This is a genomic window from Streptomyces sp. NPDC006283, from assembly GCF_040613325.1.
GTDB lineage: Bacteria > Actinomycetota > Actinomycetes > Streptomycetales > Streptomycetaceae > Streptomyces.
In genome coordinates this window covers 1-20772 of the sequence record NZ_JBEXRZ010000123.1, presented here as the reverse complement: position 1 = coordinate 20772, position 20772 = coordinate 1, and the positions used below count along the sequence as shown (strand labels likewise).

Below are 20772 nucleotides of genomic sequence, written 5' to 3'. Positions count from 1 at the left end.
CTTCGCTTTCCGGGCGCCGGAAGCCTTCCGGGCCGGGGCCTGCGCGTCCGTGCCCTCGGCCGCCGGGGCGGCCGGCGCCTCGGTCGGTGTCGTCTCGGTCGTCTGCTGCGGCACATCCGGTTCGGAAGGGTTACGGGATGAGCGTCGGGCGGTCACGGATCGGCCTCCTAGGGCGGCAGTGGCGACAGTGGGGGAAGCGGTGCTGAGTCAGTCGAGCGCGGCGAGCCGTTCGATCGCGGCCATCGGCACCGGCAGCCAGTCGGGCCGGTGCCTGGCCTCGTAGACGACCTCGTAGACCGCTTTGTCGGTCTCGTAGGCGCGGAGCAACTCCGGCTCCTCGCGCGGATCGTCGCCGCCGGCCGCGGCGTAGCCGTCGCAGTAGGCGTCCCGGCACCGCTCCGCCCACGCCGGATTCCACGGGCGGTGCGTGCGGGCCGCGTAGTCGAACGAGCGGAGCATGCCCGCGACGTCACGAACGGCCGGCTGCGGCCTGCATCGTTCGGTGAGCGGTCTGGCCGGCTCGCCCTCGAAGTCGATGACGGACCAGGGAGTGTCCTGCGGGCCTCGCAGTATCTGACCGAGATGCAGGTCGCCGTGTACCCGCTGGGCCGCCCAGGTCCGTCCGCGTCTGCCGAGCGCCGCGACGGCGTCGAAGGCGGAGCGCAGCCGCGGCGCGTACGGCACGAGCGCGGGCACCGCCTGTGCGGCCGCGTCCAGCCGCCCGCCCATCGCGGCGGCGAGCTGCTCGGTCCGGGGGCCGTTCAGTTTCACGGTCGGCAGCGCGTCGGCGAGGGCCGTGTGCACCTCTGCGGTGACCCGGCCCAGCGCATGGGCCTCGCCGAGGAAGGGCCGGCCGCAGGACAGTGCCTCCAGCGCGAGGACCCATCCGTCGCGCGAGCCGGGCAGGAAGGGCTGAAGTACGCCCAGGGTGAAAGGTTCCGGCGCGGTCGTCTCGTACCAGGCGACGGGCACGGGTACCCGCTCGCACCCGGCGCGGGCGAGGGCGAGCGGCAGCTCCAGGTCGGGATTGGGGCCGGGATGGATACGGCGGAAGAGTTTGAGGATGTAGGCATCGCCGTAGACCAGGGAGGAGTTGGACTGCTCGGCGTCCAGCGGCCGGGCGGGCAGCTCACCGGGGATGGCCGGCGCGCCGTCGAAGCGGTCGAAGCGCAGCGGCCCGAGCGACCCCGGGGTGCGCAGCCGTTCCAGGAGCAGTCCGGCGAGCCGTGGATCGCGGGTTCCTTCGTACACGGTCCGTCCGGCGAGCGGGCCTTCGGTGAGGTGGCCGATCAACGCGGGGGCCAGTGCGGGCGGCAGGGTTTCGCGTACGCCGATGAGGAGTTGGTAGCAGTCGGCGGACCGCGCGGGCATGTCCCGCTGGCGCACCCGTACGAGCAGGTGCAGCAGTCCTGGACCCGGTCCGGTGAGGGGCAGCAGTTCCGTCGCGGAGACGGGTGTGAAACCGGCGACCGCGCACCCCTTGCCCGCGAACCAGCGCTGTTTTGGCAGCCATTGATGCAGCAGGGGGGCGAGCGACTGGAGCAGGCCGAGCGGAGTCCGGGTGGATGCAGCCTCCGACATGGGCATCGCGTCCTTTCCCCGGGTACACCACGAATGCGCAAAGTGTCCCGGATTGCAGCTGTGGCTGTCCGGCGGCGCGCGGGGATGAGGGGGGAGTGCCCGAAGCGGGGCGGTGGAAACCGCCCCGCCGGAGTAGGGGGCGCCTTTCGGACGGGTTCTGTCCCCCTCGTGGACACCTCAGGCTGAGAGCGCGGTGGCCTTCGCGTCCTTGCGCAGACGGAACCAGTAGAAGCCGTGACCTGCGAGGGTGAGCAGATACGGCCATTGACCGATGGGCGGGAACCGCACTCCGCCGATGAGTTCCACCGGATGCCGTCCACTGAAGGTCCGCAGATCGAGCTCCGTGGGCTGCGCGAACCGCGAGAAGTTGTGGACGCACAGGACCAGGTCGTCCTTGTACTCGCGCAGGAACGCCAGCACCGCCGGGTTGGACGACGGCAGTTCCGTGTACGAGCCCAGACCGAAGGCCGGATTCTGCTTACGGATCTCGATCATCCGCCGGGTCCAGTGCAGCAGCGACGACGGCGACGACATCGACGCCTCGACATTGGTGACCTGGTAGCCGTAGACCGGGTCCATGATGGTCGGCAGGTACAGGCGCCCCGGGTCACAGGACGAGAAGCCCGCGTTGCGGTCCGGGGTCCACTGCATCGGGGTGCGGACCGCGTCCCGGTCGCCGAGCCAGATGTTGTCGCCCATCCCGATCTCGTCCCCGTAGTAGAGGATCGGGGAGCCGGGCAGCGACAGGAGCAGCGCGGTGAACAGCTCGATCTGGTTGCGGTCGTTGTCCAGCAGGGGTGCGAGCCGCCGCCGGATGCCGATGTTGGCGCGCATCCGGGGGTCCTTGGCGTACTCGGCGTACATGTAGTCGCGCTCTTCGTCCGTGACCATCTCGAGCGTCAGCTCGTCGTGGTTGCGCAGGAAGATCCCCCACTGACAGCTCTTGGGGATGGACGGTGTCTTGGCCAGGATTTCCGAGACCGGGTAGCGGGACTCGCGCCGCACGGCCATGAAGATGCGCGGCATCACCGGGAAGTGGAAGGCCATGTGGCACTCGTCGCCGCCGGCCGCGTAGTCGCCGAAGTAGTCGACGACGTCCTCCGGCCACTGGTTGGCCTCCGCGAGCAGCACGGTGTCCGGGTAGTGGGCGTCGATCTCCTTGCGCACCCGCTTCAGGAAGGAGTGGGTGCGGGGGAGGTTCTCGCAGTTGGTGCCCTCCTCCTGGTACAGGTACGGCACGGCGTCCAGCCGGAAGCCGTCGATGCCCAGGTCCAGCCAGAACCGCAGCGCGGAGATGATCTCCTCCTGCACGGCGGGGTTCTCGTAGTTCAGATCGGGCTGGTGGGAGAAGAAGCGGTGCCAGTAGTACTGCTTGCGCACAGGGTCGAAGGTCCAGTTCGACGACTCGGTGTCGACGAAGATGATCCGCGCGTCCTGGTACTGCTTGTCGTCGTCGGCCCAGACGTAGTAGTCGCCGTACGGGCCGTCCGGGTCGCTGCGCGACTGGAGGAACCACGGGTGCTGGTCGCTGGTGTGGTTCATGACGAAGTCGATGATGACGCGCATGCCGCGCTGGTGGGCGGCGTCGACGAACTCGACGAAGTCGGCGAGGTCACCGAACTCCGGCAGCACCGAGGTGTAGTCGGCCACGTCGTAACCGCCGTCCCGCAGCGGGGACTTGAAGAACGGCGGCAGCCACAGGCAGTCCACGCCCAGCCACTGCAGATAGTCCAGTTTGGCGGTGATGCCCTTGAGGTCGCCCACGCCGTCGCCGTTGCTGTCCTGGAAGGAGCGGACCAGGACCTCGTAGAAGACGGCGCGCTTGAACCAGTCGGGGTCGCGGTCGCGCGCTGGGGTGTCCTCGAACGTGTCGTGGACGGGCTCATTCACGATCATGATGTGGGTGACCCTCCGGTCTGCTGGGACGGTCGCAGGGTGAGGACGTGCGCGGGCGCGATGCCCGGCTCGAGGCGCACATAGTTCGCCCTGCCCCAGTGATAGGTCTCGCCGGTGAGCTCGTCGCGCACCGGTACGGTCCCGCCCCCTGCGAGACCGAGTTGCGGCATGTCCAACGAGACCGTGGCCTCCTGGGTGTGGTGGGGGTCGAGGTTCGCCACGACCAGGACGACGTCCGGTCCACAGCGTTTGGAGTAGGCGATCATCCGGTCGTTGTCGACATGGTGGAAGTGGATGTCGCGCAGCTGCTGAAGGGCGGGATGGCGGCGCCTGATCCGGTTGAGGGAGGTGATCAGCGGCGAGATCGTACGGCCCTCGCGTTCGGCCGACTCCCAGTCGCGCGGGCGCAGTTCGTACTTCTCCGAGTGCCGGTACTCCTCGCTGCCGGGCCGGAGCGGCACGTTCTCGCAGAGCTCGTAGCCCGCGTACACACCCCAGGAGGGCGACAGGGTCGCGGCGAGCACCGCCCGCACCTCGTAGGCGGGCCGGCCGCCCTCCTGGAGGTAGGCGTGCAGGATGTCGGGGGTGTTCACGAAGAAGTTCGGCCGCATGTACGACGCCGCGTCGCCGGCGAGCTCCGTGACGTACTCGGTGAGTTCGTGCTTCGTGTTGCGCCAGGTGAAGTAGGTGTACGACTGCTGGAAACCGATCGCGCCCAGGGTGTGCATCATCGCCGGCCTGGTGAACGCCTCCGCCAGGAAGATGACATCGGGGTCGCTGCCGTTGATCTCCGCGATCACCTTCTCCCAGAAGACGACCGGTTTGGTGTGCGGATTGTCGACCCGGAAGATCCGTACGCCGTGGCCCATCCAGAACCGCAGCACCCGCACCGTCTCCCGGACCAGGCCGGGCATGTCCGCCTCGAACGCGATCGGGTAGATGTCCTGGTACTTCTTCGGCGGGTTCTCCGCGTACGCGATGGTGCCGTCGGCCCGGTGGTGGAACCACTCCGGGTGCTCCTTCACCCACGGGTGGTCGGGGGAGCACTGCAGCGCGAAATCGAGCGCGACCTCCATGCGCAGCGAGCGGGCGGCCGTCACGAAGTGGTCGAAGTCGGCGAGCGTGCCGAGGTCGGGGTGGATGGCGTCGTGGCCGCCGAAGGCGGAGCCGATCGCCCAGGGCACGCCGACGTCGTGGGGGCCCGCTTCGAGGGAGTTGTCGCGGCCCTTGCGGTGGGTGGTGCCGATGGGGTGGATCGGGGGGAGGTAGACCACGTCGAAGCCCATCGCGGCGACGGCGGGGAGCCGTTCGGCGGCGGTGCGGAGGGTGCCGGAGACCGGCGGTTCGCCCTCCGTGACGACGGCGCCCTCCGAGCGCGGGAAGAGCTCGTACCAGGAGCCGTAGAGCGCCCGCCTGCGCTCGACCTGGAGAGGCAGCGCCGGCGAGGCGCTGACCAGCTCGCGCAGCGGATGACGCGAAAGCGCCGCGTCGGCATCGGGCGCGAGCGCCGCGGCGAGCCGGTCCGCGGCGGGCCGTGCCGTGTCGCGCAGCGCGTCGACGGCGGCGAGCACGGCCTCCCGGCCGTCCTTCTTGGGCACTTTGGCGGCGGCGCGCTCGTAGAGCTCGGCACCCTCGGCCAGGACCAGTTCGGTGTCGATCCCCGCGGGGATCTTGATGCCGGCGTGATGCCGCCAGGTGGCTACGGGATCGCTCCAGGCCTCGACGGTGTACGTCCAGAGGCCTTCGGTGGCGGGGGTGACCTCCGCGCCCCACCGGTCGGTGCCGGGGGCGAGTTCCCGCATGGGGGTGAAGGGGCCGGGGCGGCCCTTCGGGTCGTGCAGCACGACGTTGGCGGCTACGGCGTCATGGCCCTCGCGGAAGACCGTGGCGGTGACCTGGAAGGTCTCACCCGCCACGGCTTTCGCGGGCCTTCTGCCGCAGTCGACGAGTGGGGATACGTCCAGGACGGGGATGCGACCGATGAGCGAGTTCACGACATCACCTGAGGGCTGTGCGGGCAGGTTGGCTGGAGCGGATTGTCCTCGTTTGTGCGAGCTGGGTCTCATATGACGGCGTTTTATTTGTATCTGCTGAGTCGGTGACTGGCGGGCTGAGGGCATGTCCGCTCCTGTCCGCGTTCACTCGGGTGGACGGCAAGGAAGCCGATCGGGTGGTGCTCGCCTGCGTACCGGAGGAGCCTTCCCACGCCCTTCGGGTGGGCAATCCGGTGATGTGTTAACTACTAGGACGTAGGGGGTCGCACAAGACACACGAAAAGAGACCGGCCCGCCACGAGGGCGGAACCTGTCCCTCCTGACGGGCGCTCACGCGCCGGTCACACCCGTGCGCCCGCCGGACCCCTGTGCGCCGTGGTCCGACGGACCCGGGACCGATACTTTCTGAAATGACGGAAAAAGGACGCACCGTCCTGCGTCCGCTCGGATGTGTACCTCCCCTGCGAAGGTGAACTTGTGAAGGCCATTCGTCGATTCACCGTCCGCCCCGTCCTCCCCGAACCGCTCGGTCCGCTCAGCGAACTCGCGCGCAATCTGCGCTGGTCCTGGCACACCGAGACCCGAGAGCTCTTCCAGACCGTCGATCCCGAGGGGTGGCAGGCCGTCGGGGGCGACCCCGTGCGGCTGCTCGGGAACGTGTCGGCCACCCGTATGGCCGAACTGGCCAAGGACCGTCGCTTTCTGCGCAGAGTCGCCGCCGCCGCCGACGACCTGGACGACTATCTGCACGGCCGCAGGTGGTACCAGGCCAACAGCGGCCACGGAGGCCCCGACGCACCCGAATTCCCCACCGCCATCGCCTACTTCTCGCCCGAGTTCGGTGTCACCGCCGCCCTGCCGCAGTACTCCGGCGGCCTCGGCATCCTCGCCGGCGACCACCTCAAGGCGGCCAGCGATCTCGGCGTGCCGCTGATCGGGGTCGGACTGCTCTACCGGCACGGCTACTTCCGCCAGTCGTTGTCCCGTGACGGCTGGCAGCAGGAGCACTACCCCGTACTCGACCCGAACGAGCTGCCGGTGAGTCTGCTGCGCGAGGCGGACGGGGCCCCGGCCAGGGTGTCCCTCGCCCTGCCCGGCGGCCGCTCGTTGCACGCGCACATCTGGGTCGCCCAGGTCGGCCGCGTGCCGCTGCTGATGCTCGACTCCGACGTCGAGGAGAACGGGCCCGGCGCCCGTGACGTCACCGACCGGCTGTACGGCGGCGGCAGTGAGCACCGGCTGCTGCAGGAGATGCTGCTCGGCATCGGCGGCGTACGGGCGGTCCGTGCGTACTGCCGGCTCACCGGACGCCCCGCGCCCGAGGTCTTCCACACCAACGAGGGCCATGCCGGATTCCTCGGCCTCGAACGCATCCGTGAACTGGCCGAGCCGCCCGAGCACGGCGGGTCCGGTCTCGGCTTCGACGCCGCTCTGGAGGCGGTACGGGCCGGGACCGTGTTCACCACCCACACCCCCGTGCCTGCCGGTATCGACCGCTTCGACCGCGAGCTGGTCGCGCGCCACTTCGCGGAGGGCGCGGAGCTGCCCGGCGTACCGGTCGACAAGGTGCTGCAGCTCGGCATGGAGTCCTATCCGGGCGGCGAGCCGGGCCTGTTCAACATGGCCGTGATGGGCCTGCGGCTCGCCCAGCGCGCCAACGGCGTCTCCAAGCTCCACGGGGCCGTCAGCCGGAGCATGTTCAGCGGTCTGTGGCCGGGCTTCGACGCCGCGGAGGTGCCCATCACCTCCGTCACCAACGGCGTGCACGCACCCACCTGGGTGGCCCCCGAGGTCTTCCGCCTCGGCGCTCGCCAGATCGGCACCGGCCGGGCGGAGGACGCCCTGTCCGTGGGCGGCTCCAAGCGCTGGGACTCCGTCGCCAACATCTCCGACGCCGACATCTGGGAGCTGCGCCGCTCGCTGCGCGAGCAGCTGGTCCACGAGGTCCGCGACCGGCTGCGTGCCTCCTGGCGTCAGCGCGGCGCGGGCGCGGCCGAACTCGGCTGGATCGACGGGGTGCTGGACCCGGGGGTGCTCACCATCGGGTTCGCCCGCCGGGTGCCCTCGTACAAACGTCTCACCCTGATGCTGCGCGACCGGGAACGGCTGACGGAGCTGCTGCTGCACCCCACCCAGCCGATCCAGATCGTCGTCGCGGGCAAGGCGCACCCCGCGGACGACGGCGGCAAGCGGCTGGTACGGGAGCTGGTGCGGTTCGCGGACGATCCGCGGGTGCGCCACCGCATCGTCTTTCTGCCGGACTACGGCATGGCGATGGCGAAGAAGCTCTACCCGGGCTGCGACGTCTGGCTGAACAACCCGCTGCGTCCTCTCGAGGCGTGCGGGACCAGCGGCATGAAGGCCGCGCTGAACGGAGCCCTCAACCTCTCCGTCCTCGACGGCTGGTGGGACGAGTGGTACGAGCCCGACTTCGGCTGGGCCATCCCCACCGCCGACGGCGCCTCCACCGACGAGGACCGCCGCGACGAGCTGGAGGCCGCGGCGCTGTACTCGCTGATCGAGGACCGGGTCGCCCCGCGGTTCTACGACCGGGGCACAGGCGGACTGCCCGACCGCTGGATCGAGATGGTCCGCCGCACCCTGACCACGCTCGGGCCCAAGGTGCTCGCCGGCCGCATGGTGCGAGAGTACGTGGAGCGGCTCTACGCCCCCGCCGCGCAGGCGCATCGCTCCCTGGACGCCACCAGTGCGCAGGAGCTGGCGGCCTGGAAGGCCCGGGTGCGCGGCGCATGGCGGCAAGTGGCCGTCGGCCATGTGGAGGCCGTCGACCAGGACGCCGCCGCCGGCTCGGCGACGGCGGGCCTCGGCTCCACACTCACGCTGCGCGTGCAGGCGGCGCTCGGCGAACTGCAGCCGGAGGACGTGGAGGTGCAGGTGGTCGCGGGCCGGGTCGACTCGGACGATGCCATCCGCGACGCCCAGAGCTTCCCGCTGAAGCCGGCGAGCGGCCCGGACATGGAGGGCCGCTGGGTCTACGAGGGACCGCTCGCGCTGGACCGCACGGGCCCGTTCGGCTACACGGTCCGCATCCTGCCCGCCCACCGGCTGATCCCGGCGGGCGCGGACCTGGGTCTCGTCGCGGTGCCGACGGAGACCACCGGCGAGGACGCCGGTGTACTGATGCGCTGACCGGTTCCGCACGTCGCACGCCCCCTGCCCGGCCGTCCGGGCGGGGGGCGTCTTCCTTCATGGCGTGAACTCGCTGTCTTGACGTGCTCATGGGTTGCCTCTAGCTTCTGCACGCATCACGGTGTTCACGCTCGCACTCAATGTTCATATGGATGAACGACGTTGATGCAAGGGCGGGGCTGCCGTGCTCACTCCCCACGACCGGAAGGCACCCCCCATGCGCACCGGATCCACTCCCAAGCACGCCCTGAGCCGGCCGAGAGCCCTCGTACCCACCCTCTCCACCGTCGTCGCCGGCGCCCTCGCCGCGGCCCTCATGTCCTCCGCCTCCGCGGGGCAGCAGCCCGAGAGCGCCCGGGCCGCCGCCGTCGCCGCACCCGCCGACTTCACCCACCCGGGCGTCCTCGTCAGCCGCCCCCAGCTCGACTTCGCCAAAAGCAAGGTGCAGGCCGGCGCACAGCCCTGGAAGGCCGCGTACGACCAGATGACGGGGAGCAAGTACGCCTCGCTCTCCCGTACCCCCAAACCCCGCGCGGTCGTCGAGTGCGGCTCGTACTCCAACCCCAACCACGGCTGCACCGACGAGCGCGAGGACGCGATCGCCGCGTACACCACCGCACTGGCCTGGTACATCACGGGCGACAGCCGGTACGCCAAGAAGTCGATCGAGCTGATGGACGCCTGGTCGGCCGTCATCAGGGACCACACCAACAGCAACGCACCGCTGCAGACCGGCTGGGCCGGATCCTCGTGGCCCCGCGCCGCGGAGATCATCAAGTACACGTACACGGGCGGCTGGCCGAACTCCGGACGCTTCGCGACCATGCTGCGCAACGTCTACCTGCCCGAGGTGACGAACGGCTCGCACTCCAACGGCAACTGGGAGCTGAGCATGACGGAGGCCGCGATCGGCATCGCGGTCTTCCTCGAGGACCGCGCCGCCTACGACAAGGCCGTCGCCAAGTTCCGCGGACGTGTCCCCGCGTACATCTACCTGACCAGCGACGGCTCCCTGCCCAAGGCAGCGCCCGGCTCGGGGCTCGACACCCGCGACGAGTTGGTCCGGTACTGGCAGGGGCAGTCGACCTTCGCCTGGAACGGGCTCAGCCAGGAGACCTGCCGCGACCTGACCCACGCGGGCTACGGCTTCTCCGCCATCTCCCACATCGCGGAGACCAGCCGCATCCAGGGCCAGGACCTCTACCCGGAGATCGCCGACCGGTTGCGCCACACGCTCGGACTGCACGCCAAGTACCAGCTCGGCGCGGAGCCGGTGCCCGGCAACCTGTGCGGCGGCAGCCTCAAGGACAAGCTCGGCCCGATCACCGAGGTCGGCTACAACGCTCTGGCGGGTCGCATGGGCCACGCCATGACCAACACCCGGCGCCTGACCGAACAGCAGCGCCCGGCCGGCACGAACAACCTGTTCGTCGCGTGGGAGACACTGACGCACGCGGGCAACCCGAGCTAGGGGACTCCTGTTTCGGCCCCGTCCTCTTCCCGGCTCACGAAGCGGGAGCGCCTGCCGGCCCGCACCTCCGGTACGGGCCTGCCGGCCCGCACCTCCGGTACGCCGAGGACCCGGCCCGGCCCCCGCTTCTCACCGACCGCCGAACTCCCAGTCGTGGACCTCGATGTCGGCGTACCGGTCCGGAGTCAGGACGGCGCGCGCCGTGTCCGGGTCCGGCGCCCGTACCAGTGCCGCTACCCAGCCAGGTCGCGCCGCCGTCGGACAGCAGCGGCCCGTACGCGATCAACTCGTCCTAATCGGGCGCACGTCGCGGTACACGCCTGCCTGGTAGCCGGGCTCGCCGAAGGCGAACGCGCGGGCGGCGGCGGGGTCCGGCAGGTCGAGGATGGGCACGCTGCCGGTGGGCGCGTGACCGTCGCCGGGAAATGTCGGGCCGCGGGACATCGCGTGCCCGCTCAGTGGTCCGGGAGCCGGGCCCAGAAGTGGTAGACGATCTCGTCGACATAGCGTCGCCCGGCCTCGCCGGAGGCCGTGGTGCCGCCGGCTCGGCTGAGGGTGGCGGCCATGAGGAGCTGGTACTCCTGCTGCATGGAACGCAAGGGGTCCTGCAGGTCGCGGCGGTCCATGGAGACGAGCTTGGCGATGGCGCGGACGTGGGCCTGCCAGCGGGTGGAGACGGCTTCGGTGAGGAGGCGGGCGAGTTCGTCCTCGAGGCCGGTGATGGCGATGAAGTCCCGTGCGGGGAGGCCGAGAACGTCGCCGAGCGCGGCGGACTGCCGCTTGTCGCCGGTCCATTCGCCGGTCTCTTCCATGCGGTGGTAGGCCGCGAGCGTGAGGCCGGTACCGCGTGCCACGTCCTCGGCGGGGATGCCGCGGGCGAGGCGGTGTTCGCGCAAGGTGCGGGGGCGCCCCATGAGTTCGCCGGGCGCGCACCACAGCGCGCCGGCGAGAGCGGTGAGCTCCTCCGCGGTCGGCAGGGCGACGCCTTGCTCCCACGCGGTGACGTGCTCGGGGGTGATGTGGGCCATGCCGAAGGAGGCGCGCATGCCGTAGGCGACGTGGCCGGGCGCCATCCCGAGTTTCTCGCGCAGGGTCCGGGCGGCGCGCGCGTTGAAGGGCAGGGGTTCAAGCACGGGGCGAGAGTAGGCGGTTACTCGCCGCTACTCCACGGTAACTGTCGGCTGCATCCCGGTATGCGGGATAGGTCGTCGGCGATTTCGTAGGAAACGACAGGGGCGGTTGGAATCCGTCAATCCCCGTTCGTTCCAAGGCGGTTCTAGATCACCTCATGCCACGTATTATCCGCTCGCGAGGTGCCGCATGTGTGTTCGCACAACGGTTGTGAACGCGCTTGCCAAGGCGCCGTCCAGCTTCCCCCTTCACATTGCAGGCTCAGGAGACGCCGTCATGCAGAACAGCGCGACCACTCCGGCCGATGCGCCGCCCGCCGGAACCGGCGGCCCGCTCGACCGGTTCTTCCGCATCACCGAACGAGGCTCGACGTACGCCAGGGAGATACGCGGTGGGTTCGCCACGTTCTTCACCATGGCGTACATCCTCGTGCTCAATCCGATCATCCTGAGCAGTGCGAAGGACAAGTTCGGTGACCAGTTGGATGCCGGCCAGCTGGTGACCGCCACGGCGCTGGTGGCCGCGGTCATGACCGTGATCATGGGCGTGGGCGGCAACCTGCCGCTCGCCCTGGCAGCGGGCCTGGGTATCAACGCCGTTGTCGCCTTCCAGGTCGCCCCCCTGATGAGCTGGGACGACGCGATGGGCCTCATCGTGCTCGAAGGCCTCCTGATCTGCGTACTGGTGGTGACCGGTCTGCGCGAGGCCGTCATGCACGCCATTCCGCAGCCACTCAAACAAGCCATCAGCGTCGGCATCGGCCTGTTCATCGCGTTCATCGGCTTTGTCGACGCCGGGTTCGTCACCCGCATCCCGGACGCCGCGAACACCACCGTGCCCGTGCAGCTCGGCACCGGCGCCCTCACCGGCTGGCCCATGTTCGTCTTCTGCCTCGGCGTTCTCCTGACCATCGTTCTGCTCGCCCGCAAGGTCAGGGGCGCCATCCTCATCAGCATCGTCGTGATGACCCTCGTCGCGCTTGTCGTCAACGCGGTCGCCGACGTGAAGTCCTGGGGCCTGACGTCGCCCGCCCTGCCCGACAAGGCCTTCGCCGCCCCCGACTTCGGGCTGCTGGGCAACTTCGACCTGTTCGGCTCGTTCGGTCAGGTCGGTGTGCTGACGGTCGTCCTGCTCGTCTTCACCCTGATCCTGTCCGACTTCTTCGACACCATGGGCACCGTCGTCGGCGTAACCGCCGAAGCCGGACTCCTCGACGAGCGGGGTCAGGTCCCCGACCTGGGCCGTGTGCTGCTCATCGACGGTGCGGCCGCCGTCGCGGGTGGCGCCTCGTCCTCCTCGTCCGCCACCACCTACATCGAGTCCGCCGCCGGCGTCGGTGAAGGCGCGCGGACCGGATTCGCCAACCTCGTCACCGGCGGCCTGTTCGCTCTGGCCCTGTTCATCGCCCCCGTCCTGACGATCGTGCCGCTCCAGGCCGCGGCTCCGGCCCTCGTCGCGGTCGGATTCCTGATGATGACCCAGGTCAAGCACATCGACTGGGACCGCTACGAGGTCGCCGTCCCCGCGTTCCTGACCATCGTCGTCATGCCCTTCACCTACTCCATCACCAACGGCATCGGCGCCGGCTTCATCGCCTACGTGGTCATCAAGGCGTGCCTGGGCAAGGCCCGTGAGGTGCACTGGCTGCTCTGGGGCACCGCGGCGCTCTTCCTCGTCTACTTCGCCATCGACCCGCTGGAGCAGCTCCTCGGCATCAAGTAGTCCCGCGGCGAGGCCCGGCCGGGGTCACCGAGGCCGGTTCTCCTCGTTGTCGACATCGGTCACGATCGCCTTGGAGGCGAGGCGGCCGTCCTTGAAGCACAGCCGGTACGCGGGTGACGACTCGTGCGTGAGGGCGCGGTAGTACTCGCAGTCGCCCGCGTCCGGCGGCTCGGGGTCGACCCCGGCGGGTGCGCCGTCGAGGGAGAGGCGCGGGAGACGGGTCAGGACGTCCGCGCGGGGGTCGCCGACCCGGATGCGGTCGTACTGTTCCCGGTCCATGACGGTGCGGGTCTCGCTGTACATCCGGAACGCGAGGATCAGGATGCCGAGGACGGCGGCCACCGTCACCGGTACCGCGATCGCCTGGACCAGCCCGCGCCGCACCCGCCGGCGGGCCAGGTCCAGTTCCCGTGCGGAGGCGGGCGATGCCGGGGCCGACGGCGTCACGGCCTCGGCGGTCAGAGGCAGGCGGGCGTGCACGGCGAATCCGCCGTCGTCGGCCCGTCCGTGCGTGAGGGTGCCGCCCGCCAGCCGGACCCGCTCGTCCAGGCCCACCAGCCCCGTGCCGCCGGAGGGGAGGAACGGGCCCGGCCTGCCCGGCGGGTTGGACACACTGACCAGCACCGCTGCGGCGTCGTGCACGATCCGTACGCGGACTGCGGCGCCCGGCGCGTGTTTGGCGGCGTTCGTGAGCGACTCCTGGACCACGCGGTGCACCGCCCGGTCCGTCATCGGCGGCAGGGCGGTCGGTGCGCCCTCGTGCGTGAAGTCGACCGTCATGCCGGAGTCGCGGGCCCGGTCCACCAGGACGGTGACCGTCTCCCCAACGGGCGCGGTCGGGGCGGCCTCCTCCGCGCGCAGCACGCCGATGATGTCCCGCAGCCGGGCGGTGGCGTCCGCGGCGGCCCGGCGCAGCTCTCCCGCCGCTGCCTGCCGGCGCTCGTCCAGACCCGGGTCGACTTCGAGGGCGGCGGCCCGTACCGCGATCAGCGAAAGCTCGTGGCCGAGCGAGTCGTGCATGTCCCCGGCGATCCGGGACCGCTCACGCAGCCGCTCCCGGTCGGCCACCGCCTGCTGCTCGCGCTCCATCCGGTCGGCCAACTGCCAGCCGGTGGCGACCAGCTGGGCGTACTGGCGCACATAGCGGCCCAGCAGCCACGGCACCACGACGGCGAACAGCAGCGTGGCGAGCTGGGCGAACCAGGTCCAGAGGTCGGAGAGGAGGAGGGAGAGGGCCAGGCCGGCGGCGGTGATGCCGGTGAAGGTGATCAGGGCCGGCCGGGCCGTTGCCGTACGGCGTCCGGCGAGATAGCCGAAGGCGGCCATCGCCACCGCGTACGAGGGGGTGAGCAGTTCCAGGCTCTGCCGGGCGCCGAGGGCGACCACGACGCACAGCGATGCCAACGGCCATGTGCGGCACAGCAGTACGGCGACGCCGGTCAGCAGGACCCCGACCCCCACCTGCCACCACGAGCCGCCGTCGTTCGGATCGGACGTGAGGGCTACGGAGCCGGCCAGGACGGCCCACAGGGCCAGGTCGGTGAGATGCTCCCGGATCCGTGTCGCTCGCATGCCCCCACCTTGCCAAACGGCCCGCGGCTCAGGCCCTTGACGGAAGTGGGGGCAGGCCCCCTCACTGCTGTTGCGCGTTGAAGAAGGGCGCGAGCTTCTCGGTGATGTGCTGCTCGGTGGCGTCCTTGGTCAGGCCGAGCCCGGACAGGGGGCCCGTGCCGTTCTCCGCCTCCAGCAGGGCCAGCAGGATGTGCTCCGTGCCGATGTAGTTGTGGCCGAGCCGCAGTGCCTCGCGGAAGGTGAGCTCCAGCGCCTTGCGGGCCCTCGCGTCGTACGGGATGACCTCGGGCAGTTCCTCGGACGGGGCGGGCAGCGCCGTGGTCGCGGAGCCGCGGACCATGTCGAGGGTCACGCCCTGGGCGGTGACCGCGTCGGCCGCGAGGCCCTCGGGCTCGGCGAGCAGGCCGAGCGCGAGGTGCTCCGGGCCCACCTGGGCGTTCTGGGCGGAGCGGGCCTCGTTCTGGGCGGCCATGACCACGTTCCGCGCCCGGGGGGTGAAGCGGCCGAAGCCCTGGGCCGGGTCGAGGTCGAGGGGCAGGGCGGACTCCTTGGTGACAAAACGCTTCTGGACGGCCTGCTTGGAAACGCCCATGGAACGGCCGATGTCGGTCCAGGACGCGCCGGACCGCCGCGCCTGGTCCACGAAGTGGCCGATGAGGTGGTCGGCGATGTCGCCGAGGTGATCGGCGGCGATGACCGCGTCGGAGAGCTGGTCCAGCGCGTCGCTGTGCGCCTTCTTGATGGCGTCGATCAGATCGTCGAGCCGGACGGGATGAGTCATGCGGACTGGATCTGTCATGCGACAACCTTAGGTTGACGACCGGGTCATCGTCAACCTTTGGTTGTCGCTCTTGGTGTCGGTGAAGCCTCGCCGTCGTCGCCCGGTGTCTCCGGCGTCCGGGGCTGCGAAGCCGTGCGCTTGGGGTTCGGCTTCCGGGGTCCGGATCCCCTGAGCCGCGGGCAGCGGCATCCGGCGTCAACGCCGCCCCACCTCGCCGGGGCGTTGAACCTGCCGGCCCCCGCCGTGCTCACCCGCCTCGTACGCCAGGATCGCCAGCTGCACCCGGTTCCTGAGCCCCAGTCGCCCGAGCACGGCGCTGACATGGGCCTTTACGGTGCCCTCCACGACAAACAGACGCGCCGCGATCTCCGCGTTGGAAAGGCCGGCCCCGACGAGCGCCACCACCTCCCGCTCCCGGCCGGTCAGCGGCTCCAGCGCGGCCTTCGCCTCCGTGGCTCGCGACATCCGGCCGGTGTCGAGCCGGTCGATCACCCGCCGCGCGATGTCGGGGGAGAGGCAGGCGGCGCCCCGGGCGGCCGCCGCCACCCCGGCGAGGAGCTCGCGCGGATCGCCGGACTTCAGCAGGAACCCGTCCACTCCGGCGGCCAGCGCCCGCTCGACGTACTCGTCCTCCGAGAACGTGGTGAGCACGACGACGGCCGTACCGGGCAGCGCCCGGCGCAGCTCCTCGGACGCGCCGAGTCCGTCGAGCCGCGGCATCCGGATGTCCAGCAGCGCGACGTCCGGTCTGTGCCGCAGGGCGAGTTCGACGGCCTCACGCCCGTCACCTGCCTCCGCGACCACTTCGATGCCCGGATCGGCGGCCAGGATCGCCCTGATGCCGGCCCGCATCAGGGCCTCGTCGTCGGCCAGCAGGACGCGGACGGGAGCGTGGTGCTCGGTGTCGGGCTCGGTCATGCGGCCAGCCTAGACATCGTCCCGGTCCGTTCGGCGCCGTCGGTCCCGGCGGTCCTGTCAAGGCGTCGGTGCCAACGCCGGGAACGTGGAAGGGCGCTGCCCGGGAGCCTTTGCGGCGTCCCTGGGCAGCGCCCCAGTTCATGAGTGGTGCGACAGTTCGCGCGGCTCAGTGGGTCAGAAGGTGAGCTTCACGCTGTTGATGTAGCCCGTGTCGTAGCGGGCCACGTCCTGCACCCGCAGCTTCCAGGTGCCGTTGGCGGTCTCGCTCGAGGCGTTGACCGTGTAGGTCTCGTTGACGTTGTCCGCCGAGTCGGAGCCGCTGGAGTTCTTCAGGCGGTACGCGGTGCCGTCCGGGGCGAGCAGGTCGATGACCAGGTCACCGCGCCAGGTGTGCACGATGTCCACGCCGACCTTCAGGGCGGCCGGGGCGTTGCCCGTGCGGCCGGTGACGTTGACCGAGGAGGTCACGGCCGCACCCGGAGAGTCCGGGATGGACACGTCAGCGGTGTTCTCGAAGACCGTGCCCGGGTCGGGGTCCGGTCCGCCGGGGCGGGAGCCGACGTTGATGCCGGCCCAGGCGTCGGTGACGGACTTGACCTCGGCGCTGGACGCTCCGTAGAGCTCGGTCGCGACGGCGAGGGTGCCGGTGCGGGCGCCCGCGTAGTCGGTGCGGGAGTTGAACTTGGTGGTGAGCGCCTTGTACCAGATCAGCGAGGCCTTCTCGCGGCCGATGCCGGTGACCGGCAGACCGTCGGACGTCGGCGAGTCGTAGTTGACTCCGTTGATGGTCTTGGCGCCGCTGCCCTCGGAGAGCAGGTAGTACCAGTGGTTCGCCGGGCCCGAGGAGTAGTGGACGTCGACGTTGCCGATGCCTGCGTACCAGTAGTCCTTGGACGAGCCGTCCTTGCTGGGCTTGTCCATGTAGCGCAGCGGCGTGCCGTTGCCCCGGATGTCGATCTTCTCGCCGACGAGGTAGTCGCCGACGTCCTGGGAGTTGTTCGCGTGGAACTCGACGGCCGCGGCGAAGATGTCGCTGGTCGCCTCGTTGAGGCCGCCGGACTCTCCGCTGTAGATGAGGCCCGCGGTGTTGGAGGTGACGCCGTGCGTCATCTCGTGTGCGGCCACGTCGATGGACGTCAGCGGCTTGCTGTTGCCCGAGCCGTCGCCGTACGTCATGCAGAAGCAGCTGTCCTGCCAGAACGCGTTGACGTAGTTGTTGCCGTAGTGGACGCGGGAGTACGCGCCGACGCCGTCGCCGCGGATGCCGCTGCGGCCGTGCACGTTCTTGTAGTAGTCCCAGGTGAGGGCCGCTCCGTAGTGGGCGTCGGCGCCGGCGGTCTCGGCGTTGGACGGCGAGCCGTTGCCCCAGATGTCGTCCGGGCCGGAGAAGAGCGTGCCGGTGCCCGACGTGCCGCGGTTCAGGTTGTTCGTCTTGTGGTTGCCGCGGGTGGTGTCGGTGAGCGTGTACGACGGGGCCGTGCCGAGGGTGACCTGGCCGCTGTACTGGGTGTTGCCGGTGCCGTTGTGGACGGCCTGCCACTCGAAGAGCTTCTCGCCGGTGGCGGCGTCGGTGACCACGTGCAGCTCGTTCGGGGTCCCGTCGTGCTGGAGACCGCCGACCACGGTCTCGTAGGCGAGGGTGGGGCTGCCCGTTCCCATCCAGACGACCTTGCGGGGCGCCCGCTCCGCCTTGGTCGACTTCGAGCCCTCGGCCTTGGCGGCCCCGAGGGCCTGCTTCTCGGCCGTGGCCGGCGCGACGTCGGCGCTGGTGTCGATGTTCTTCAGCGCGGCGCGGGAGGCCTTGGTGACCGCCTCGGTCGCGCCCGACGCGGACTCGGCGACCACGAGGTCGCCGCCGAGGACCGGCAGCCCTTCGTAGGTCCGCTCGTAGCGCGTGTGCGTCGTGCCGTCGCGGTCCTGCGTGACGTCCCGGACGACCAGCTTCTCCTTGGCCGTCAGTCCGAGTTCCTTCGCGGTGGCGGCTGTCGTCGCGGACGCTTCGCGTATCAGTTCCGCCCGCTGGGCGGGCGTCAGGCTCTTGGGCAGGGCGCCGGGATCGGCCTTGCCCGCCTTCGCCGCGGCGGGGGCCTCGGGCTGGGCGGCGACGGAGGTTCCGGTCTGGAAGCCGACCGCGAGGAGCGCGGCGGTTGCGATGAGGGCTCCGGTCGCGGTGGCGCGCCGGCGATGCGTGGGTCTCACGCGGACTCCTTCTGCGAGGGGGGTACCGGTCGGCTGGGTGGGTCGGCCGGGCAGAGCATGCGGAGCTGTGGTGCGTGGATGCATGCGGAGCAGTGGTGCGTGGATCGGGGGAAGACTGGCAGCAGAGAAGCTGTTCTGTCAGGAGCGCGACAAGAAGTTGGCCGGAATTCGTCCGTTGCCCGATAGGTCATGTTCGTTAAGCGGACGTTTCGCGGATCGTTGCCGCCACGGGCTCCGGTATTCGTCCGGGGCTGCCCGGAAAGCGAGCGGCAGTTCACCGGAAAGTCTGCATCTGTGAACCCGAGCCACACCGAGGCCGGCCTTCCGGTTCCCTCGGCCGCCCCGGGTGTGGCTCATTCCCTACCGGTCGGACTCAGCCCACCAGGCTGTCCCGCCACGCGCGGTGCAGTCCCGCGAAACGCCCCTGCCCGTCGATCAGTTCGCCCGGCGCGCCGTCCTCGACGATCCGCCCGTGCTCCATCACCAGGACCCGGTCCGCGATCTCGACCGTCGACAAGCGGTGCGCGATCACCACTGCCGTGCGGCCCCGGAGCACGGTGTCCATCGCCCGCTGCACCGCCCGTTCGCCCGGGATGTCCAGCGAACTCGTCGCCTCGTCCAGGATCAGCACCGCCGGGTCGGCGAGCAGGGCACGGGCGAACGCCACCAACTGCCGCTGGCCCGCCGAGATCCGCCCGCCGCGCTTGCGGACGTCCGTGTCGTAGCCGTCGGGCAGGGCGGCGATGAAATCGTGCGCCCCGATCGCCTTGGCGGCCTGCTCGACGTCCGTACGGGACGCGTCCGGCCGTCCGATCGCGATGTTCTCCGCCACCGTGCCCGAGAACAGGAACGCCTCCTGGGTCACCATCACCACCCCACGGCGCAGCTCGGGCACCGCCAGATCACGCAGATCGGTGCCGTCGAGCAGCACCCGGCCCTCGGTGGGGTCGTAGAAGCGTGCCAGCAGCTTGGCCAGTGTGGACTTGCCGGCGCCCGTCGACCCGACGACGGCGACGGTCTGACCGGCCGGGATCATCAGGTCGAAGCGGGGCAGCACCTCCCCGCCCGTTCGGTAGGCGAAGGAGACCTGCTCGAACACGACCTCCCGGCCCGGGCTGCCGTGGGTCCGTACCGGCAGCTCGCGCGGCTCGCGCGCCTCGGGCACCGTCGGCCGCTGAGCCAGCAGACCCGCGATCTTCTCCAGCGACGCGGCCGCCGACTGGTAGGAGTTGAGGAACATTCCGAGCCGGTCGATCGGGTCGTACAACCGCCGCAGGTACAGCACGGCCGCCGCCAGTACGCCCAGCGCCAGCGTCCCCTGCGCCACCCGGTACGCGCCCCACAGGACCATCACCGCGACGGCCGTGTTGGCGACGAGCCGGGAGCCCACCACATAGCGGGCCATCTCCAGCAGCGCGTCACCGTTGCTGCGCTCGTGGCGGTGGTTGAGCACCTTGAACTCCGCGTCGTTGGCGCGCTCGCGCCGGAAGGCACGCACCGGCCTGATGCCGTTCATCGTCTCCGCGAACTTCACGATGACCGCCGCGATCGCCGTCGAGCGGTTCATGAACACGGCCTTGGCACGCCGCTGGTAGAGCCGGACCAGCAGGTAGAGCGGGACGAACGACAGGACGGCCGTCCCGCCGATCCCGACATCGAGCCAGAGCAGCATCGCCGAGATGTACACGAAGGCGAGCACGACGCCGATCAGCTCCTGCAGCCCCTCGCTCAGCAGCTCGCGCAGCGACTCGACATCGGTCGTCGAACGGGAGATCAGCCGGCCGGAGGTGTACCGCTCGTGGAAGTCGACGCTCAGCGCCTGCGCGTGACGGAAGATACGGCCGCGCAGATCCAGCAGCACGTCCTGGTTCACACGGGCGGAGGCACGGATGAACGCGTACTGCAGCGCTCCCGCGGCGACCGCGCAGAACGCGTACCCGAGGCCCACGGCGACCAGGGGCCCGTAGTCGTGGCCGCGGAACGCCGGCACGCCGTGGTCGATGGCGTACGCGACGAGCAACGGGCCGGCCTGCACGGCCGCCTGCTGGAGGAGGAGCAGCACCGCGGCGAGCGCGACACGGGCACGGCGAGGCGCGAGGAGGGAGCGCAGCAGCGCCCCGGTCGCGCCGTCGGGGGCGGGCAGGGCGTCCCGGTCGAACGGGTCGTCGTCCGCGGCAGCACGGCCTTCTGAGGGCGCGTCCGGACCGAGGAGCACGGCCGAGCCGGCCTCGGCGACGGGCAGAAGGGGGTCGGGAGCGGGCGGGTCGATGCCCGCGTCCTCGATCGCCGCCTCTGCGGCCACCAGCGCTAGCCGGGTCACCCGGTCGGTCTGCGGCAGCAGCCGGCCCGGCAGCAGT

The 20772-nt window shown here is 70.5% G+C and carries 12 protein-coding genes and 1 pseudogene; 3 read left to right on the top strand and 10 right to left on the bottom strand.

The window, feature by feature from the left end:
- Nucleotides 1–207 precede the first annotated feature (207 nt).
- The 3 genes from ABZ070_RS23470 to ABZ070_RS23460 form a co-directional block, all read right to left on the bottom strand.
- Nucleotides 208–1581 carry a maltokinase gene (locus tag ABZ070_RS23470; RefSeq protein WP_356636905.1) on the bottom strand — a complete coding sequence of 458 codons (1374 nt, stop codon included), beginning with the start codon at nt 1579–1581 and terminating at the stop codon, nt 208–210.
- 177 nt (nt 1582–1758) lie between these two features.
- Nucleotides 1759–3477 carry a maltose alpha-D-glucosyltransferase gene (gene treS / locus ABZ070_RS23465; RefSeq protein ID WP_356636903.1) on the bottom strand — a complete coding sequence of 573 codons (1719 nt, stop codon included), beginning with the start codon at nt 3475–3477 and terminating at the stop codon, nt 1759–1761.
- Nucleotides 3474–5471, bottom strand: a complete 1998-nt coding sequence (locus tag ABZ070_RS23460) for an alpha-1,4-glucan--maltose-1-phosphate maltosyltransferase (RefSeq protein WP_356636900.1) — start codon at nt 5469–5471, stop codon at nt 3474–3476. The genes treS and ABZ070_RS23460 overlap by 4 nt, the downstream gene beginning before the upstream one ends.
- Nucleotides 5472–5948: 477 nt before the next feature.
- On the opposite strand from ABZ070_RS23460, the gene glgP reads away from it, so the two are divergent.
- Together glgP and ABZ070_RS23450 are read left to right on the top strand one after the other, a co-directional pair.
- A complete protein-coding gene (gene glgP / locus ABZ070_RS23455) occupies nt 5949–8621 on the top strand; it encodes an alpha-glucan family phosphorylase (protein WP_356636898.1) in 2673 nt (890 codons plus the stop codon).
- Nucleotides 8622–8838: 217 nt separating this feature from the next.
- Nucleotides 8839–10092 carry an alginate lyase family protein gene (locus ABZ070_RS23450; RefSeq protein WP_356636896.1) on the top strand — a complete coding sequence of 418 codons (1254 nt, stop codon included), beginning with the start codon at nt 8839–8841 and terminating at the stop codon, nt 10090–10092.
- A 129-nt stretch (nt 10093–10221) separates the two neighbouring features.
- On the opposite strand, the pseudogene ABZ070_RS23445 reads toward ABZ070_RS23450, so the two are convergent.
- Nucleotides 10222–10536 (bottom strand): annotated as a pseudogene (locus tag ABZ070_RS23445) (YciI family protein); the annotation flags it as partial.
- A gap of 11 nt (nt 10537–10547) precedes the next feature.
- Entirely contained in the window at nt 10548–11225 is a 678-nt protein-coding gene (locus ABZ070_RS23440; RefSeq protein WP_356636894.1) for a helix-turn-helix transcriptional regulator, read from the bottom strand.
- 274 nt (nt 11226–11499) lie between these two features.
- Here ABZ070_RS23440 and ABZ070_RS23435 point away from each other — a divergent pair, with 274 nt between their 5' ends.
- Entirely contained in the window at nt 11500–12945 is a 1446-nt protein-coding gene (locus tag ABZ070_RS23435) for an NCS2 family permease (protein WP_356636892.1), read from the top strand.
- Nucleotides 12946–12969: 24 nt separating this feature from the next.
- On the opposite strand, the gene ABZ070_RS23430 is transcribed toward ABZ070_RS23435, so the two are convergent.
- From ABZ070_RS23430 to ABZ070_RS23410, 5 genes are all read right to left on the bottom strand, one after another.
- Entirely contained in the window at nt 12970–14517 is a 1548-nt protein-coding gene (locus tag ABZ070_RS23430; RefSeq protein WP_356636890.1) for a histidine kinase, read from the bottom strand.
- Between the two features lie 61 nt (nt 14518–14578).
- A complete protein-coding gene (locus ABZ070_RS23425) occupies nt 14579–15316 on the bottom strand; it encodes a Clp protease N-terminal domain-containing protein (protein WP_356636888.1) in 738 nt (245 codons plus the stop codon).
- Between the two features lie 177 nt (nt 15317–15493).
- The gene (locus ABZ070_RS23420) at nt 15494–16216 is read right to left on the bottom strand and encodes a response regulator transcription factor (RefSeq protein ID WP_356636886.1); all 723 of its coding nucleotides are present in this window, start codon (nt 16214–16216) and stop codon (nt 15494–15496) included.
- Nucleotides 16217–16390: 174 nt separating this feature from the next.
- Nucleotides 16391–18415: a M4 family metallopeptidase gene (locus tag ABZ070_RS23415; RefSeq protein ID WP_356636884.1), complete on the bottom strand. Its 2025-nt coding sequence runs from the start codon at nt 18413–18415 to the stop codon at nt 16391–16393.
- Nucleotides 18416–18788: 373 nt separating this feature from the next.
- On the bottom strand, nt 18789–20630 hold the full coding sequence (locus ABZ070_RS23410) for an ABC transporter ATP-binding protein (protein WP_356636907.1): 1842 nt from the start codon (nt 20628–20630) through the stop codon (nt 18789–18791).
- Nucleotides 20631–20772 lie beyond the last annotated feature (142 nt).

Bases quoted from the DNA above. Each gene is read 5' to 3' on its own strand.
- ABZ070_RS23435 (WP_356636892.1), top strand. From the start codon at position 11,500: ATGCAGAACAGCGCGACCACTCCGGCCGATGCGCCGCCCGCCGGAACC.
- ABZ070_RS23430 (WP_356636890.1), bottom strand. From the start codon at position 14,517: ATGCGAGCGACACGGATCCGGGAGCATCTCACCGACCTGGCCCTGTGG.
- treS (WP_356636903.1), bottom strand. From the start codon at position 3,477: ATGATCGTGAATGAGCCCGTCCACGACACGTTCGAGGACACCCCAGCG.
- ABZ070_RS23470 (WP_356636905.1), bottom strand. From the start codon at position 1,581: ATGTCGGAGGCTGCATCCACCCGGACTCCGCTCGGCCTGCTCCAGTCG.
- ABZ070_RS23420 (WP_356636886.1), bottom strand. From the start codon at position 16,216: ATGACCGAGCCCGACACCGAGCACCACGCTCCCGTCCGCGTCCTGCTG.
- ABZ070_RS23425 (WP_356636888.1), bottom strand. From the start codon at position 15,316: ATGACAGATCCAGTCCGCATGACTCATCCCGTCCGGCTCGACGATCTG.
- ABZ070_RS23450 (WP_356636896.1), top strand. From the start codon at position 8,839: ATGCGCACCGGATCCACTCCCAAGCACGCCCTGAGCCGGCCGAGAGCC.